This is a genomic window from Rhodococcus pyridinivorans (genome assembly GCF_900105195.1).
GTDB classification, from domain to species: domain Bacteria; phylum Actinomycetota; class Actinomycetes; order Mycobacteriales; family Mycobacteriaceae; genus Rhodococcus; species Rhodococcus pyridinivorans.
The window spans coordinates 2,877,631-2,893,063 of record NZ_FNRX01000002.1; the positions used below are offsets into that span (position 1 = coordinate 2,877,631).

The 15,433-nt window shown below is 68.7% G+C and carries 12 protein-coding genes and 1 pseudogene; 6 read left to right on the forward strand and 7 right to left on the reverse strand.

Annotation, left to right across the window (positions count from 1 at the left end; genetic code table 11):
• Positions 1-80: 80 nt before the first annotated feature.
• Positions 81-230, reverse strand: coding sequence for a helix-turn-helix domain-containing protein (locus BLV31_RS25870; protein ID WP_367889057.1), 150 nt, complete (start codon positions 228-230; stop codon positions 81-83).
• 304 nt (positions 231-534) lie between these two features.
• Positions 535-957, reverse strand: a pseudogene (locus BLV31_RS25875) (AraC family transcriptional regulator ligand-binding domain-containing protein); the annotation flags it as partial.
• Here BLV31_RS25875 and BLV31_RS13655 point away from each other — a divergent pair.
• Positions 866-1,489, forward strand: a complete 624-nt coding sequence (locus tag BLV31_RS13655) for an SDR family NAD(P)-dependent oxidoreductase (RefSeq protein WP_255312744.1) — start codon at positions 866-868, stop codon at positions 1,487-1,489. The pseudogene BLV31_RS25875 and the gene BLV31_RS13655 sit on opposite strands and share 92 nt — an antisense overlap.
• A gap of 25 nt (positions 1,490-1,514) precedes the next feature.
• Here BLV31_RS13655 and BLV31_RS13660 read toward each other — a convergent pair whose 3' ends face one another.
• A complete protein-coding gene (locus BLV31_RS13660; RefSeq protein ID WP_006552156.1) occupies positions 1,515-1,976 on the reverse strand; it encodes a 6,7-dimethyl-8-ribityllumazine synthase in 462 nt (153 codons plus the stop codon).
• Between the two features lie 120 nt (positions 1,977-2,096).
• Between BLV31_RS13660 and BLV31_RS13665 the strand changes: the two genes are divergently transcribed.
• The 4 genes from BLV31_RS13665 (at position 2,097) to BLV31_RS13680 (ending at position 7,352) form a co-directional block, all read left to right on the forward strand.
• Complete coding sequence (locus tag BLV31_RS13665) at positions 2,097-3,164, forward strand: helix-turn-helix domain-containing protein (protein ID WP_024101029.1); 1,068 nt, start codon at positions 2,097-2,099, stop codon at positions 3,162-3,164.
• A 72-nt stretch (positions 3,165-3,236) separates the two neighbouring features.
• Complete coding sequence (gene otsB, locus BLV31_RS13670; RefSeq protein WP_230810854.1) at positions 3,237-4,088, forward strand: trehalose-phosphatase; 852 nt, start codon at positions 3,237-3,239, stop codon at positions 4,086-4,088.
• Positions 4,089-4,153: 65 nt separating this feature from the next.
• Positions 4,154-6,571, forward strand: coding sequence for a glycoside hydrolase family 65 protein (locus tag BLV31_RS13675; protein WP_174556281.1), 2,418 nt, complete (start codon positions 4,154-4,156; stop codon positions 6,569-6,571).
• Positions 6,572-6,587: 16 nt separating this feature from the next.
• Positions 6,588-7,352 carry an HAD family hydrolase gene (locus tag BLV31_RS13680; protein ID WP_064061033.1) on the forward strand — a complete coding sequence of 255 codons (765 nt, stop codon included), beginning with the start codon at positions 6,588-6,590 and terminating at the stop codon, positions 7,350-7,352.
• A gap of 3 nt (positions 7,353-7,355) precedes the next feature.
• On the opposite strand, the gene BLV31_RS13685 is transcribed toward BLV31_RS13680, so the two are convergent.
• Positions 7,356-9,722, reverse strand: coding sequence for a phosphoketolase family protein (locus BLV31_RS13685; protein ID WP_064061032.1), 2,367 nt, complete (start codon positions 9,720-9,722; stop codon positions 7,356-7,358).
• Positions 9,723-9,995: 273 nt separating this feature from the next.
• On the opposite strand from BLV31_RS13685, the gene BLV31_RS25025 reads away from it, so the two are divergent.
• The gene (locus tag BLV31_RS25025; RefSeq protein WP_155738849.1) at positions 9,996-10,133 is read left to right on the forward strand and encodes a hypothetical protein; all 138 of its coding nucleotides are present in this window, start codon (positions 9,996-9,998) and stop codon (positions 10,131-10,133) included.
• A gap of 867 nt (positions 10,134-11,000) precedes the next feature.
• Here the strand turns inward: BLV31_RS25025 and BLV31_RS13695 are convergent.
• From BLV31_RS13695 to pepN, 3 genes are all read right to left on the reverse strand, one after another.
• Positions 11,001-11,684 carry a DNA alkylation repair protein gene (locus BLV31_RS13695; RefSeq protein ID WP_064061030.1) on the reverse strand — a complete coding sequence of 228 codons (684 nt, stop codon included), beginning with the start codon at positions 11,682-11,684 and terminating at the stop codon, positions 11,001-11,003.
• A 128-nt stretch (positions 11,685-11,812) separates the two neighbouring features.
• Entirely contained in the window at positions 11,813-12,943 is a 1,131-nt protein-coding gene (locus BLV31_RS13700) for a site-specific integrase (protein WP_071935018.1), read from the reverse strand.
• Positions 12,940-15,432, reverse strand: coding sequence for an aminopeptidase N (gene pepN, locus BLV31_RS13705; RefSeq protein WP_064061049.1), 2,493 nt, complete (start codon positions 15,430-15,432; stop codon positions 12,940-12,942). The genes BLV31_RS13700 and pepN overlap by 4 nt, the downstream gene beginning before the upstream one ends.
• Between the last annotated feature and the right edge of the window lies 1 nt (position 15,433).

Consider the following 15,433-nt stretch of genomic DNA (forward strand, 5'->3'; position numbering starts at 1 on the left):
GGGGATGGATTCTGATTTTCTATGATTTCCGTATTGTTCCGAATATCTCCAAGAGCTCTCGAACCGGTCCCGCAGTCGCCTCAGACCGAGCGTCTCTCCCGTCCTCGCCCACCCGGCGTCCGGCCGGTCCACCGCTGGAACGCCACCGAGAAGCTCGACGCATCGGCGTAGCCCAGACGGTGCGTCACCCTCTCCACCGGCAGGCCCGCATCCAGCAGCTCCCCCGCCATCGTCCCCCAGCGTCTCGGCCACGATCGCCCGGTACGAGGCCCCCTCCTCCCCCAGCTGCCGCCGGAGGGTGCGCACACTCGACCCCAGCTCCGCGGCCACCTGGTCCTGCGTGGGGCCCTCCGCGGCCCGGCGCAGCAGCACTTCCCGCACGCGGGCGCCTCGCTCGCCGTGGTTCTGTCTGCGCTGCAGCAGTTCCGCGCACTCCCGCAGCAGTACGGCGGCGGCCTCCGGGCTCGCGGTCGGCATGGGCCGGTCCAACGCCCGCGCGTCCACTACCACCGCATGCGTCGACGCCGTCGTCTTCACCAGGAACCCCCGGTCGCGAAACACCGGCGCGATCCGCTCACCGAGCGATTCGGCCACCTCGATGCGACGGATCTCGGACGGCTGCCCCCACAGCGCACCCCAATGGGCGAGAATCCCCGGGACGTCGCGCTCCAGCAGGAAGCCCCGCAGCTGCGCCGGCACGTGCCGGTCGTCGAGGCAGAAGCGGACTTCGTCGCCCGCATACTCCAGGGCGGCGCGCGAGAAGGCGAAGGTGAGATCGAAGAAACGGGTGCCCACCTCGATGCCGTCGCGCACCGTCGCACAGCTCATCAGGGCGTAACCGAAGATCCCGTGCACCGCCGCCCGGATCGATGCGCGCTTCGGCACCACGGTGTTCCGGTGGCCTCTGGACGTCACCGACCGAGGATCCTTCGACGAATTCCTCAGCCTGGCCCACATGGAGTTCGGCGGGATCGACGTGCTCGTCAACAACGCCGGCATCATGCCCACCGGCGCGTTCCTCGAGGAGACCGACACGGTCACCGACCGGCAGATCGACATCAACGTCCGCGGTGTGATCCTCGGTTCGAAGCCGGCCGCGGCGCGGTTCACCGAACAGGACTACGGACACATCGTCAATCTCGGCTCCGTCGTGGGCATCGAAGGCGCCCCCGGCCTCACGCTGTACTCCGCGACCGAGCACGCCGTGATCGGCCCGGACGAGGTCGCCGCCGCGATCGTGCAGGTGATCGCGACGGCTCGTCCCGGCCTGCGGTACGTGCCCCGCACGGCGGGCGCGATCCTCGGAGCGCGGAAGGCGGTGCCGGAAGCGACCCGTCACCGCATCACCGCGGCATTCGGTCTGCAGTCGCTGGCACTGAACACCGACGAGACCGCGCGGGCGGCCTACCGTCGGCGCACCGAGGCTCCGAACCAGGCAGCGGCCGGCGAGGACTCGGCGGCGAAGAATCCCTCCGGCAGCGCACGCTGATCCGACGCGCGCTGCCGACCGGGGCTCAGTCTCCGGTCGGCAGCGCGCGCAGCGAGCGCACCGTGGCGTCGACGGCGCGAGCCGCCTCGGCGCCCTTCTTGACGAAGTGCCGCGTGAAGTACTCGACGTGCTCGTCGTGCTCGTGGAAGTTGTGCGGGGTGAGCACGACGGAGAAGACCGGCACATCGGTGTCGAGCTGGACGCGCATCAGGCCGTCGATCACCGCGGTGGCGACGAAGTCGTGCCGGTAGATGCCGCCGTCGACGACCAGCCCGGCCGCGACGATCGCGTCGTAACGCCCGGTCTTCGCCAGTCGCTTGGCGTGCAGCGGGATCTCGAAGGCGCCGGGGACCTCGAAGAAGTCCAGGGCGTCCTGCGAGACGCCGAGGCGGGTGATCTCCTCGGTGAAGCCTGTACGTGCCTGGTCGACGATGGTGCGGTGCCAGGTCGCCTGAACGAACGCGATGCGCCCGGTGATGTCGGTCATGGTCACGAAACTAGCGCATGCCGCGTCATAGTTTGCGGTGCGGGAGAGGGGTTGTTCCGCCCTATGGGATTTCGATTATTTCTCTTTTCCGTCATGCACAGAGTGACTACGGTGGTGGATGTGACACAGTCGGCTCCCGCCCCCGAGAACACCATCGGTCCCCGCCCCGAGCGGTACATCGACATCTACCGTCGCGCCACCGCCCGACTCGAGGCGTGCCTGCCGCTCGGCTGGTCGCTGTCGAGCGACCGCCCCCGCTCCCCCGAGGCACCCACCCGGATGCTCGTCTCCGCCCCCGACGGCGACACCGTGTCCTTCTCCGTGGTCGCCTCCCGAGGTGTGCTCTCCGGCGACGTCGCGCGCATCGCCGCCGACCTGTCCGACTCCGACCGCGGCTTCGTGTGCGCCCACTATCTGTCCGATCCGGTGCGCCGCCAGCTCGACCGGCACGGCATCTCCTACGCCGACGCGACCGGCAACCTCTCGCTCGTCGCCGACCGCCCGGCGGTGTGGGTCCGCGACCGCGGCGCCGACGCCGACCCGTGGCGCGGCCCGGGCCGCCCGTCCGGGGTGCTCACCGGCGAACCGTCCGACCGCGTGGTGCGCGCACTCGCCGATCACGTCGGGGAGATCTCCGTCCCGGAACTGATCAAGCTGTCCGGCGCGTCCACCGGCGCGACCTACCGCGTCGTCGAGGTGCTCGTCGAACGTGAGCTCGTGCGCCGGGTCCCGCGCGGCCCGATCGTCGAGGTGCGCTGGGAACCGATGCTGCGGGCCTGGGCCGCCGAGCGGAAGGTCTGCGCGGTCCGCCGGTTCACCGCCCCCGAGGGCGTCACCGCGACCCGCGCGCGACTGGCCGAACGCATCGACATCCCCTACGCGCTCACCGGCGTCGGCGCCACCGACTACGCGGCCCCGACGCTGCTCGAGGTCTACGCCGACGACCCCGACGACTTCGCCGACAGTCTCGGCCTGCGCCCGGTCGAGCACGGCGGCGACGTCGTGGTGGCGATCCCCTGGTCGCCGGTGGTCTTCGAACGGATGGACCGTCGCAGCGGACTGCGCCATGCCGCCGTCTCACACGTCTACGCCGACCTGCTGACCGGCCCGTTCCGCAACGACGATGCCGCCGAACACGTCCGCTCCCGGCTCACCGCGGACGAGCACTGGCGACGCCCGGTCCGCTGACCGCTGCATCCGGCCGATCCCCCTCCCCGGATCCACGGCCGAGCCTTTCGATCTTTGTGTACGGTGCGAACCATGACGGGTCGCCGCGACGACAGGAGTACCGATCAGATGACCGCGCCGCGCACCGTGGAGGACCTACCGTCGGCACTCGACGGCGCCGCTCTGTCCGATCGTCTCGCGGGCCGCCGGCCCGCGGTCTTCCTCGACTACGACGGTGTGCTCACCCCGATCGTCGCCCGTCCCGAGGACGCGGTGTGGTCGGATGCCATGCGCCGCACCGTCCGTGAACTCGCCGACCGCGTGTCGGTGTGCATCGTCACCGGCCGCGACCGCGACGTCGTCCAGCAGCTCATGGGGGTCGACGATCTCGTCGTCGCCGGCAGCCACGGTTTCGACATCTGGAGCCCCACCCACGGGCAGATCGCCCACGACGTCCTCACCGACTTCACCGATCTGATCACCGAGACCACCGAGACCCTGCGCACCCGCCTGGACGGTCTCGACGGTGTCGGCATCGAACCGAAGCGCGCGTCGGTTGCCGTGCACTACCGGCAGGCCTCCCCCGAGGTGCACGACCGGGTCGGTGCGATCGTCGAGACGCTGTTGCAGGAGAACCCCGACCGGCTCGCCGTGGTGCCGGGAAAGATGGTCTACGAACTCAAACCGGCCGTGGACTGGAACAAAGGCAAGGCGGTCCTGCACCTGATCGAGGTCCTCGGTCTCGCCTCCGACGACGTCGTGCCGCTCTATCTCGGCGACGACATCACCGACGAGGACGCCTTCCGGGCGTTGCGGGGTCGCGGCATCGGGATCCTCGTCGGCAGCCCCGACGACCCGGAGATGGCCGGACGCCGCACCGACGCCGAGTTCGTCCTCGCGTCGGTCGACGACGTCGAACGTTTCCTGTCGGCCCTGGGCAGATGACAGCGCCGCCGGGTGACAGCACCGCCGGACAGTTCGTGTCGAGTACGACCCGCCAGGAGGTTCGCGTGTACGACCCGGAGTTCACCCTCGACTACGACGGTTTCGATCCAGACGACGAACCCCTGCGCGAAGCCCTGACCTCGACGGGCAACGGCTACTTCTGTTCACGCGGCACCGCCGAGTGGGAAGACATGGGCGAGGTCCATTATCCGGGGACCTACGCGCATCGTTGCTACAACCGCGAGACCACCATCATGGGTGGCAGCCCGGTCCTGAACGAGGATCTGGTCAACCTCCCGAACTGGCTCGTGCTGAAGCTGCGCATCGACGGCGGCGAGGCGATCCGCCTGGCACAGATGGAGATCCTCGACTACCGGCACGTCTACGACATCCGCACCGCCACCGTGGTCCGCGAACTGCGGTTCCGGGATCGGCACGGCCGCGAGACGTCGCTGTGCAGCAGGCGGTTCGTGAGCATGGAGCATCCGAACCAGGGGGCGCTCGAATGGTCGCTGACCCCGGAGAACTGGTCGGGGCGGGTCGAGATCGTCACCGCCCTCGACGGCCGGGTCTCCAACCGCGCCGTGGCCCGCTACCGCGATCTCGAGGCACGGCACCTCGATCCGGTCTCGCCGCGCACCTACGGCCCCGAGACGATCGCGCTGAAGGTGCAGATCCGCCAGTCCGACACCTACATCGCCCAGGCCGCCCGCACCCGGGTGTTCCGGGAGGGCTCGTGCGGGGCGATGCTCGTCGACCGCGATCTGTACCAGATGGAGGACTACATCCAGCAGGTCCTCTCCTTCGACATCGCCGAGGGCTCGACGGTGCGCATCGAGAAGATGGTGGCGATGTTCACCTCCCGCGACGACGCGATCACCGAGCCCCTCGCGTCGGCGGGCCGGCACGTGTTGCGCTATCCGGATTTCGCCGAGGCGTACGACGAGCACGTCGCGGCCTGGGACGAGTTGTGGGACATCTGCGACATCCGGCTGCCGCGGGAGCCGCGCGCGCAGTTGCTGTTGCGTCTGCACGTCTCGCACGTGCTGCAGGTCTGCTCACGGCACACCGCGCGCCTCGACGCGGGAGTGCCGGCGCGCGGACTCAACGGCGAGGCTTATCGCGGGCACGTGTTCTGGGACGAGATGTTCGTCTATCCCTTCCTGAACATGCGGGTCCCCGAGATCACCAAGGGACTGATCCTCTACCGTTACCGCCGGTTGGGCGAGGCGCAGGCCGCGGCGAGCGAGGCCGGTTACCGCGGCGCGATGTTCCCCTGGCAGAGCGGCAGCGACGGCACGGAGGAGACCCAGACGGTGCATCTCAATCCGATGTCGGGGCAATGGGATCCGGACTTGAGCCGGAACCAGCGTCACGTCAGCGCCGCGATCTTCTACAACGTGTGGCACTACTATCAGGCCACCGACGACGTCGACTTCCTGGCCGACTACGGCGCCGAGATGATGCTCGAGATCGCGCGGTTCTGGGCGTCGATCGCGCACTACAACCCGGAGCGGGACCGCTACGAGATCCATGGGGTGATGGGCCCGGACGAGTTCCACGAACGGTATCCGGGAGCCACCGAGGGCGGTCTGCGCAACAACGCGTACACCAACGTGATGGTCGCGTGGATCGCGGCGCGCGCCCTGGACGTCTTCGAGGTGCTGTCGAAGAGCCGGCGCACGGCCCTGCGGGCCCGGTTGCGGGTCACCGACGAGGAACTGCGCACCTGGTCGGAGATGAGCCGGAGAATGTTCGTGCCCTACCACGACGGGGTGATCAGCCAGTTCGAGGGCTACGAGGATCTCGAGGAACTTGACTGGGAGCACTACCGCACGAAGTACGGCAACATCGGTCGGATGGACCGCATCCTGCGGGCGGAGGGCCGCGACCCGGATGCCTACAAGGTCGCCAAGCAGGCCGACACGGTGATGCTGTTCTTCCTGTTCGACGATGCCGAGTTGCGCCAGGTGTTCGAGCAGCTCGGTTATCCCTACGATCGCGACCTCGTGCGCCGCACCGTCGACTACTACGACCAGCGCACCTCGCACGGGTCGACGCTCAGTCACGTGACGTTCGCCGGTGTGCTCGCCACCTTCGACCCGCAGTCGTCGTGGCTGCGGTTCAAGCTCGCGCTCGAGAGCGATGTCAGCGACCTGCAGGGCGGCACCACCAAGGAAGGCATCCACATGGGGGTCATGGGCGGCACCCTCGATCTGGTGCAGCGCTACTACGTCGGTGCCCGCGCGTACGGCGACGTGCTCGTCTTCCGGCCCAAGCTCGTCTCGCACCTCGACGGGGTGTCGTTCTCCATGCGGTACCGCGGCACTCCCCTGCGGGTGCGGATCGACGGCGACAAGCTGTCGGTGCGCGCCGAGACCGAGGGCTTCCGGGTGCCGGTGCAGGTCGCGGTGGACGGCGAACTCGTCGAGCTCGGCGCCGGCGAGTCGCACGAGTTCCGGCTCGCCGCCGTCCCTGCCTGACCGCGAGGAGGACATCGTGCCCGAGACGCAGTCGCGGTTCCGTGCGGTGATCTTCGACGTCGACGGGGTGCTCGTCGATTCACCGCACGAGACGGCGTGGCGGGAAGCGCTGGCGGAGTTGATGACCGGCGACTGGCGCGACCTGCAACCCGAGACCTCCTGGACCGACGACGCGTTCACCGCGGCGGTGTACCGGCAGGTGCTGTCGGGTCGGCCGCGGATGGACGGCGCCCGCGCCGCGCTCGAATACTTCGCGGTGCCCGACGCCGAGCGCCGCGCGGTGGACTACGCCCAGTGCAAGCAGGCCCGGTTGCTGCGGTTGATCGACGAGCGCCGGTTCCGCGCCTACGACGACGGGGTGCGCTTCGTCGCGGCCGTGCAGGCGGCGGGGATCGCGGTGGCCGCGGCGTCCTCGTCGAAGAATGCCGGGCTGTTCCTGCGGGCGGTCCCCGCCCACGACCGTCCTGGCGAGACGCTGCTCGACCGGTTCGACGCGGATCTGTCCGGCCGCCCGGTCGCCCACGGCAAACCCGACCCGGAACTGTTCCTCACCGCCGCCGACGAACTCGAGGTGCCCGCCCAGGCGTGCGTGGTCGTCGAGGACGCGATCAGCGGGATCCGGGCGGCGAAGGCCGGCGGCATGTGGGCGCTCGGTGTCGCCCGTTTCGACGACGCCGCCGACCTCGAGGACGCGGGCGCCGATCTGGTGGTGACCTCCCTCGACGAGGTCGACGTCGACGCCTTCACCGCCGGGCGACTGGCCCGCCGCGGATCGGTTTGACGCTCAGTCAATTCCGACGCCCTGCCAGTGCCAGTCGGTGATCACCGGCATGTCCTCGCCGTGGGTACGCACGTAGCGGGTGTGTTCGGCGAGGATGTTCTCGAGTTCCTCGCGGGCGTGCCCGGCGATCGGCCGGATCCGCTCGACGCGGTCGAGGACGTCGAGCGCGAGGTGGTAGCGGTCGATGCGGTTGAGCACGCACATGTCGAACGGTGTGGTGGTCGTGCCCTCCTCGATGTAGCCGTGGACGTGGAAGTTCTCGTGGTTGGTGCGCCGGTAGACGAGACGGTGGATCAGCCACGGATAGCCGTGGTAGGCGAAGACCACCGGCTTGTCGGTGGTGAACAGCGCGTCGAAGTGCGCGCCCGGCAGCCCGTGCGGGTGCGCCCGGTCGTCCTGCAGCCGCATGAGGTCGACGACGTTGACCACCCGGATCCGCAGGTCGGGGAAGCGGCGGTGCAGGATGTCGACGGCTGCGAGGGTTTCCATCGTGGGGATGTCGCCGGCGCAGGTGAGCACCACATCCGGTTCGACGTCGCGGTCGGTCGAGGCCCACTGCCAGATCCCGATGCCCTTGCGGCAGTGGGTCATCGCGTCGTCGATATCGAGGAACTGTACGGCCGGTTGCTTCCCGGCGACGATCACGTTGATGTACTGGCGGGTGCGCAAGCAATGATCGGCCACCGAAAGCAGGGTGTTGGCGTCCGGCGGCAGGTAGACGCGCACGACCTCGGGTTTCTTGTTGACGACGTGGTCGATGAATCCGGGATCCTGGTGCGAGAAGCCGTTGTGGTCCTGCCGCCACACGTGGGAGGTGAGCAGGTAGTTCAGCGACGGGATGGGGCGGCGCCAGCGGATCCGGTTCGTGGTGAGCAGCCATTTGGCGTGCTGGTTCACCATCGAGTCGACCAGGTGCGCGAAAGCCTCGTAGCTGGAGAACAATCCGTGCCGGCCGGTGAGCAGATACCCCTCGAGCCAGCCCTGGCAGGTGTGTTCGGACAGGATCTCCATGACGCGGCCGTCGGGGGCGACCCGGTCGTCACCCGGCTCGATGCGCGCGTTCCAGGTGCGGTCGGTGGCGTCGAGGACCGCGTCGAGGCGGTTGGAGTTGTTCTCGTCGGGCGCGAACATCCGGAAGTTCGTGGCGTTGCGCCGCATGACGTCGCGCAGGAAGGTGCCGAGGATGCGGGTGGCCTCGCCGGTGGCGGTGGCCGGTTCGGGAACGTCGACGGCGTAGTCGCGGAAGTCGGGCAGGATCAGATCCCGCAGCACCGCTCCCCCGTTGGCGTGCGGGTTGGCGCTCATCCGCCGGGTGCCACGGGGCGCGAGGTCGCGCAGGGCCGCGACGGGAACGCCGTCGTCGTCGAACAACTCCTTCGGCCGGTAGCTGCGCAGCCACTCCTCGAGGAGGTGGCGGTGCTCGTCGTTCCTGCGCGGATCACCGATCGGCACCTGGTGGGCGCGCCACGTGCCCTCGACCGGGGCGTCGTCGACCTCCACCGGGCCGGTCCAGCCCTTCGGGGACCGGAGCACGATCATCGGCCACGCCGGGCGGGTCGCGTTTCCTGAGCTGCGGGCGGTCTGCTGGATCTCGGAGATGCGGTCGAGCGCCGCGTCGAGGGCGGCGGCGAAGCGCCGATGCATGTCGGCGGGATGGTCGCCGGCGACGACGATCGGTTCGTGCCCGTAGCCACGCAGCAGCGAGATCAGTTCGTCCTCGCCGATGCGCGCGAGCACCGTCGGGTTGGCGATCTTGAAACCATTGAGGTGCAGGATCGGCAGTACCGCGCCGTCGCGGCGCGGGTCGACGAATTTCGTCGAATGCCAGCTCGCGGCCAGCGGCCCCGTTTCGGCTTCGCCGTCGCCGACGACCGCGGCGACGATCAGATCGGGATTGTCGAAGGCGGCGCCGTAGGCATGCGAGAGGGAGTAGCCGAGTTCACCGCCCTCGTGGATCGATCCGGGGGTCTCGGGGGCGACGTGGCTGGGAATGCCGCCGGGGAACGAGAACTGGCGGAACAGGCGCCGCATGCCGTCCTCGTCGCGGGAGATATCCGGGTAGACCTCGCTGTAGGTGCCTTCGAGCCACGCCGCGGCCACCGGTCCGGGTCCGCCGTGACCGGGACCCATGACGTACATCATGTCCAGGTCGCGGGTGGTGATGGCGCGGTTGAGGTGCGCGTAGACGAAGTTCAATCCCGGTGTGGTGCCCCAGTGTCCGAGCAGCCGCGGTTTGATGTGTTCGGGCCGCAGCGGTTCGCGCAGCAGCGGATTGTCCATGAGGTAGATCTGGCCGACGGACAGATAGTTCGCGGCCCGCCACCACGCGTCGAGGGTGCCGAAGTCGGTGTCGGTGGTGGGGAGCTGCATCGTTCTCCTCGTCGTCGCTGATATCCGGCGCCGGCCAGGGCTTTCCCGCGAATGCGCATGCGGGGCCCGGCCTGCCGCGTACCCTCGCTCGGAACGGTACCCAATCGCGGAGGTACCCACTCCCGGTACCGACCGGAACGATCCGACACCGGAAGTCGAATGCGAATGCCCTGGGCCAGGACCGCACAGGAACGCACAGTCGATTACGAAGCACCGCAGCGGCGGGTGATCCATCCCGTTCGCAGGCCGCGCGGTGGGGGTGATCGGGCGCTCGTGGCGTTCGCACACCTGGTCACGGCGGTGGCCGGTGGCCGCGGATACTGGTTCGACGCCCGGGTGTGGTTGCTGACGGGACGGACCACCGGGTGGAACGAGATCCGGCAGGAGATCCGCACACTCGACGTGGCGTGAGCTACGAGGGGGTGGCCGTCGCCTCGTTCCTCCATCGCACCATCTCGCCGATCCAGCCCGGTGCGTACGGGGACGTCTGTCGCTCCGGGGATATTTGCGCGTAGGCCACCACCTCGAAATTCACTCAGCAAAGAGTTGCCCGCACCAAATTACTCCATTACTTATCACACAAAATTGGATGTCGCCGCGAGAACACTCCAGGGAAAATCGGCAATTCAGAAATTTCGCATCTTCGGACAGCTCATACTGGTCATGTCACCAACCGGGCCCGCCACAAGGCCGCCGGTGGAGCCATGCCGATGGCGCTTCACCCAACGTTGTGAAACCACTGCAACGAACGCGGGAGGATCCGATGAACGCACCCTCCGACCAGTCCAGCGGAGAAGGCAAGAGTTTCTGGAAGTCCGCAGAGGGCATCGGGGCGTTGGCTGCACTGATTACCGCATTGGGGGCCGTTCTCGGCGTAATCGTTAGCACTCAGGGCCAAGAACCTCCTCCCCCGCCCCCCAACGACACCTCAAGTCCATCATCCGAGCCCGCCACAGCGACGATTGCGCTCGTTTACGAAGATCAGGACTACGGGTGCACCGCGGATATTACGGTCCATATCGCGAATCAAGTGATTATCCCGACCGGGGCACGCCATACTATCCGGAATGTTCCTATTGGATTGCAGCCCTACTCCATGACTGGACTACTGCAGTGCAATTCGCTCGGAGTGCGCTGCAATCTGAGGGAATCAGGGGCGATCGATGTAGCCGAAGGTAGCCAATACGCGTTCGTGTGGGAAATAAACACTGACGCGCAAACGTGCAGTGCAACCCTCGATGAGGAATAGTCGTATCCTTCCCAGCGGCCTGCGATAGCTCACGTACTCTTCCGTTGCACCATCTCGCCGATCCAGGCCGGCGCGTACGGTGACGTGCAGCCCGGTGACGTCGGATAGTCCTTCAGCACCTCGAGGCGTTCGCCGATGTCGAGCGCGCGGGCCCGGTGGTCGGGGTGTTCGATGCCGACCTGCGCCAGGCACGTGTTCATCGCCCACTGCAATCGTTCGGGGGCGTCGCGCATCTGAGCGTCGATGATGTCGAGCAGGCCGGACAGGTCGAGGCCGTCGGCGTTCTTGACGACACGCTCGGCGGTGAGTGCCCAGCCTGCGCTCGCGACGATCGGATCTGGATCGGTCATCCATCGCCCGCGCAGCTCCTCCGCGTGCGGGTTCTTCTTCACGACGTAGTTCACGAACCAGTCGTGCACCTTCGGGGTGCCGGTCTCACGGACCATCGTGTCGAGTTCGTCGGCGGTGAACGCCTTCGGGCGGCAGATCAGCAGCGCGAGCAGCCGGGCGGCGGTGTCGCCGGTGGCCCAGAGTTGCTGCGCGAGCTCGTGCTGCGTCTTCACCCGCTTGGCGACGGCGCGCAGGGCGCTGAGGTTCACGCCGTGGTCGTCGCCGTGTTTCTCGTTCACCGCGCGGATCTTCGGATCGTCGAGTGCAGCGAGTTCGGTGAGCAACTCGTCGATGGTCGGAGCGTCCGTTTTCGTCTGTGCCACCGCGATCTCCTGTCCGTATGTCGGTCGCGCCTCAGCCTACGAGCGTCGGGCAACGGCCTGGGCTGGTTCCATCGTCGATTCGGGTGGGTTCGGCGTCGCTGAGTGGGATCGGATCCACCCGGATCCGTTCACAGGCCGAGTTGGGTGACCGCGTTGCCGACGAGACCGGCGTGGTGGCGGCTGTACAGCGCGACCATCCGTTCGTCCGCGTGTCCGGTCTGCGTCATGATCGTCTGTGTGGTCGCGCCGCCGCGCACCGCCTGGGTGACGAACCCGGCCCGCAGGCTGTGCCCGCCCAGGGTGGCGACGAGGTCGTCGCTGAATCCGGCGCGGCGGGCGCGGCGCTGGATCATCGAGTGCACGGACTGCCCCGACAGCGCGGTCGTCCCCACCGCGCCGCTGTGGTGCACCGGCCGGAACAGGGGCCGGTCGCCGTCCTGCGTGCGCCCGGCCGCCAGACCGCGGCAGCAGTGCTCGGCCGGGTCGGCCGCGGCGGTACCGAGCAGGTCGACGACGGCCTCGCGTCCGGACTCGTCCCACGCGTCGAGCACCTCCCGCCAGCGTCGATAGGCACACACCGGACAGGTGTGCGGATCGGACCCGTACGGCAGGGTGACCGTGCGGCCGCGCGCACTGCGGTCGGTCTTGGACCGGCGGACCGTCACGTAGAGCCCGTCGGCGCGGTGCGGGACGACGTCGGAGACGACGAGCCCGGTGAGCTCCGAGCGGCGCAGCGCCCCGGCCAATCCCATGAGCAGCAGCGCCGCGTCGCGACGTTCGGCGACGCGTTCGGCCCACCCGCCGTCGGCCGCCTCGACGCGCATCGCGGAGAGGATGGTGCGGATGTCGTCGGTGAGCAGCGGGGTCCGGCGCGCCGGCGGGGTGGCCCGATCGCGTCGGATGCCTCGCAGCAGGTCCCGGACCGATTCGTGCCCACCGGGTTTCGGTAGGCCCGCCAGGGCGTGCATCTTGTTGATGGTCGACACCCAGCGCGACAGCGTCGACGGCGCGTACGCCCAGCGTCCATCGGGGCGCACTTCGGCGGCCTTCTCGGTGAGGAACCAGCTCAGTTGCTCGGCGGTGGCCGGCATCGGACTGTGCCCGGTGCGTTCGCACCAGCGGGTGAAGATCGTCCAGTCGCCGATCTGGGCGGCGCGGGTGTTCTCCGAAGTCGCCTTCTCCCGCAGCCGCCGCATCGCGGTGGCGACCGTGTCCGGGACCGCGGGCCCCTCGGGACGGGGCAGATCCGGGCTGGTCACGGCGTGTTGATCCTCTGGACACGAAGGTCGCGGGCGAGATGATCGCGCTGTTCGATGACCAGGCGCCGCAGCGCGGCCGGGGCATCGGTGTGGGCCTCGAGCCAGGTGTCGACGGGTTCGAGGCTGTCGGCCGCGGGAAACAATCCGACGACGATGCGGCGGGCGATCTCGATGCTGCGGCTCGTCCACGTCTCACAGAGCACCGCGAAGTAATCGGTGTCGTAGGCGGAGATCAGGTCGCGGCGCTCCCCGGCGCGGAACCCGGCGATGGTCGCGTCGAGGTGGTCGTTGGTGAGGGTGTGGTCGGCGAAGATCGTCGCCCACGCGTGCGCCTTGACCTCGGCGCGCGGGCGAGAGGCGAGCGCGCGCAGGTGCGCGGTGCGTCCCGAGGCGGTGTCGTCGTTGCGCAGTTCCTCGTCGAGGTCGGCCTCGTCGGCGTCGCCGGTCGTGGTCAGCGCTGCCCACCAGCTCCATCGCAGGTCGGGGTCGAGGCGCAGGCCCTCCGGCGGTGCGAGGTTGCCGCACAGGATCGCTCGCAGGTCGGCGGCGTGCCGGTCGTCCACGCTCGCCGCGACACCGAGCGCGCGGGCGAATGCCAGCTGGGCGTCGCTGCCGGGTGCGACACCGTGCATTCCGTCCCAGACCGCGTCGAGCCAGCGACGCCGCGCATCGGTGCGCGCCGAGTCCGGCACATAGTGTTCGACGGCCTGGGCCGCGTTGGCAAGCACCGCGGTGAGCAGCGCGATGTCCGCCTCGTACGGGGCGAACCCGGCGGCCATCGACAGATAGCGGGCGACGGCGAGTTCCCCGTCGCGGGTCGCGTTCCACAGCGCCGACCACAGCAGGCCGCGCGCGAGCGGTTCGCGGACGCGGTCCAGGGAGGACTCGACCGTGTCGAGCGACCGCGTGTCGAGGCGAACCTTGGCGTAGGTGAGGTCGTCGTCGTTGAGCAGCACCAGCGCCGCCTCGGGCAGGTCGACGGGGGTGCGTTCGTCGGCGAGGTCGACCTCGACGCGGTGGGTGCGAACGAGATCGCCGGAGTCGTCGGAGTCGTAGCAGCCGACGGCGAGGCGATGCGGGCGCGGATCGCCCTGCACGATCTCGTACCCGGTCCCGGACTCCTCGAGATGCAGGGTTGATACGCCGGTGGTCTGCAGCCACGCCTGCGCCCACGACGTCAGGTCGCGGCCGGAGGTGCTCGACAGTTCGACGAGCAGATCGTCGAGGGTGGTGTTGCCGAAGGCGTGCTTGCGGAAGTACCGGCGGGCACCTTCGAAGAAGGCGTCGCGGCCGACATAGGCCACGAGCTGCTTGAGCACGCTCGCGCCCTTGGCGTAGGTGATGCCGTCGAAGTTCAGCTTCGCGGCCTCGAGGTCGACGATGTCGGCGACGATCGGATGCGTCGTGGGCAGCTGGTCCTGCAGATACGCCCAGGCCTTGCGGCGGTTCGCGAAGGCCACCCACGCGTCGGTGAACTTGGTGGCCTCAGCGCTGGTGAAGGCGCCCATGAAATCGGCGAACGACTCCTTCAGCCACAGGTCGTCCCACCACTTCATGGTCACCAGATCGCCGAACCACATGTGGGCCATCTCGTGGAGGATCGTGTTCGCGCGACCCTGATGCTGGGCGGCGGTGGCGGCACCGCGGAAAACGTACGCCTCGGTGAAGGTGACGCAGCCGGGGTTCTCCATCGCGCCGAGGTTGTATTCGGGCACGAACACCTGGTCGTACTTGCCGAACGGATACGGATAGTCGAAGTGCTCGGCGTAGAAGTCCATGCCCTGCCGGGTGACCTCGACGATCTCGTCGGCGTCGAGATGCTCGGCGAGCGACGCGCGGCACAGCACCCCCAGTGGCACCGTCAGCTCGTCGCGGCTCCACGACGCGTCGACCCGGTGGTACGGGCCGGCGACGATCGCGGTGATGTAGGTGGAGATCGGCTGGGTCGGCGCGAACGTCACGGTCTGGGTGTCGTCGCGCTGCACCGTGCGCTCGGCGGCCTCGTTCGAGAGCACCTGCCAGCGGCGCGGGGCCGTGACCACGAAGGTGAACGGCGCCTTGAGATCCGGCTGTTCGAAGCACGCGAACACGCGACGGGCGTCGGCCGGTTCGTACTGGGTGTAGAGATAGGTTTCGCCGTCGACGGGGTCGACGAAGCGGTGCAGCCCCTCCCCCGACCGGCTGTACCGGCCGGTCGCGACGACGGTGACGACGTTGATCTCCTTCAGACCACCGATGGTGATCCGCGCGCCGTCGTAGACGACGGGCACGAGCTCACCGTTGATCGTCACCGACTCGACGGAGTCGCCGATGAAATCGAGCCAGGCCTCGTCGGTGGAGGCGGTGAATTCGAGCGTCGTGACCGTGGGGAATCCGGTGCGTCGGGCGTCGACGGCACCCCGCAGGTCGAGTTCGACGCGGTAGGAGTGCACGTCGAGTGCGCGGGCGCGCGCGGCGGTTTCGGCACGGGTCAGATTCGCGGAGCTCACG

Excerpts from the sequence above, each read along its gene's own strand:
- BLV31_RS25870 (WP_367889057.1), bottom strand. The coding sequence starts at position 230 with ATGGCGGGGGAGCTGCTGGATGCGGGCCTGCCGGTGGAGAGGGTGACG.
- BLV31_RS13660 (WP_006552156.1), bottom strand. The coding sequence starts at position 1,976 with ATGACCGACATCACCGGGCGCATCGCGTTCGTTCAGGCGACCTGGCAC.
- otsB (WP_230810854.1), top strand. The coding sequence starts at position 3,237 with ATGACGGGTCGCCGCGACGACAGGAGTACCGATCAGATGACCGCGCCG.
- BLV31_RS13685 (WP_064061032.1), bottom strand. The coding sequence starts at position 9,722 with ATGCAGCTCCCCACCACCGACACCGACTTCGGCACCCTCGACGCGTGG.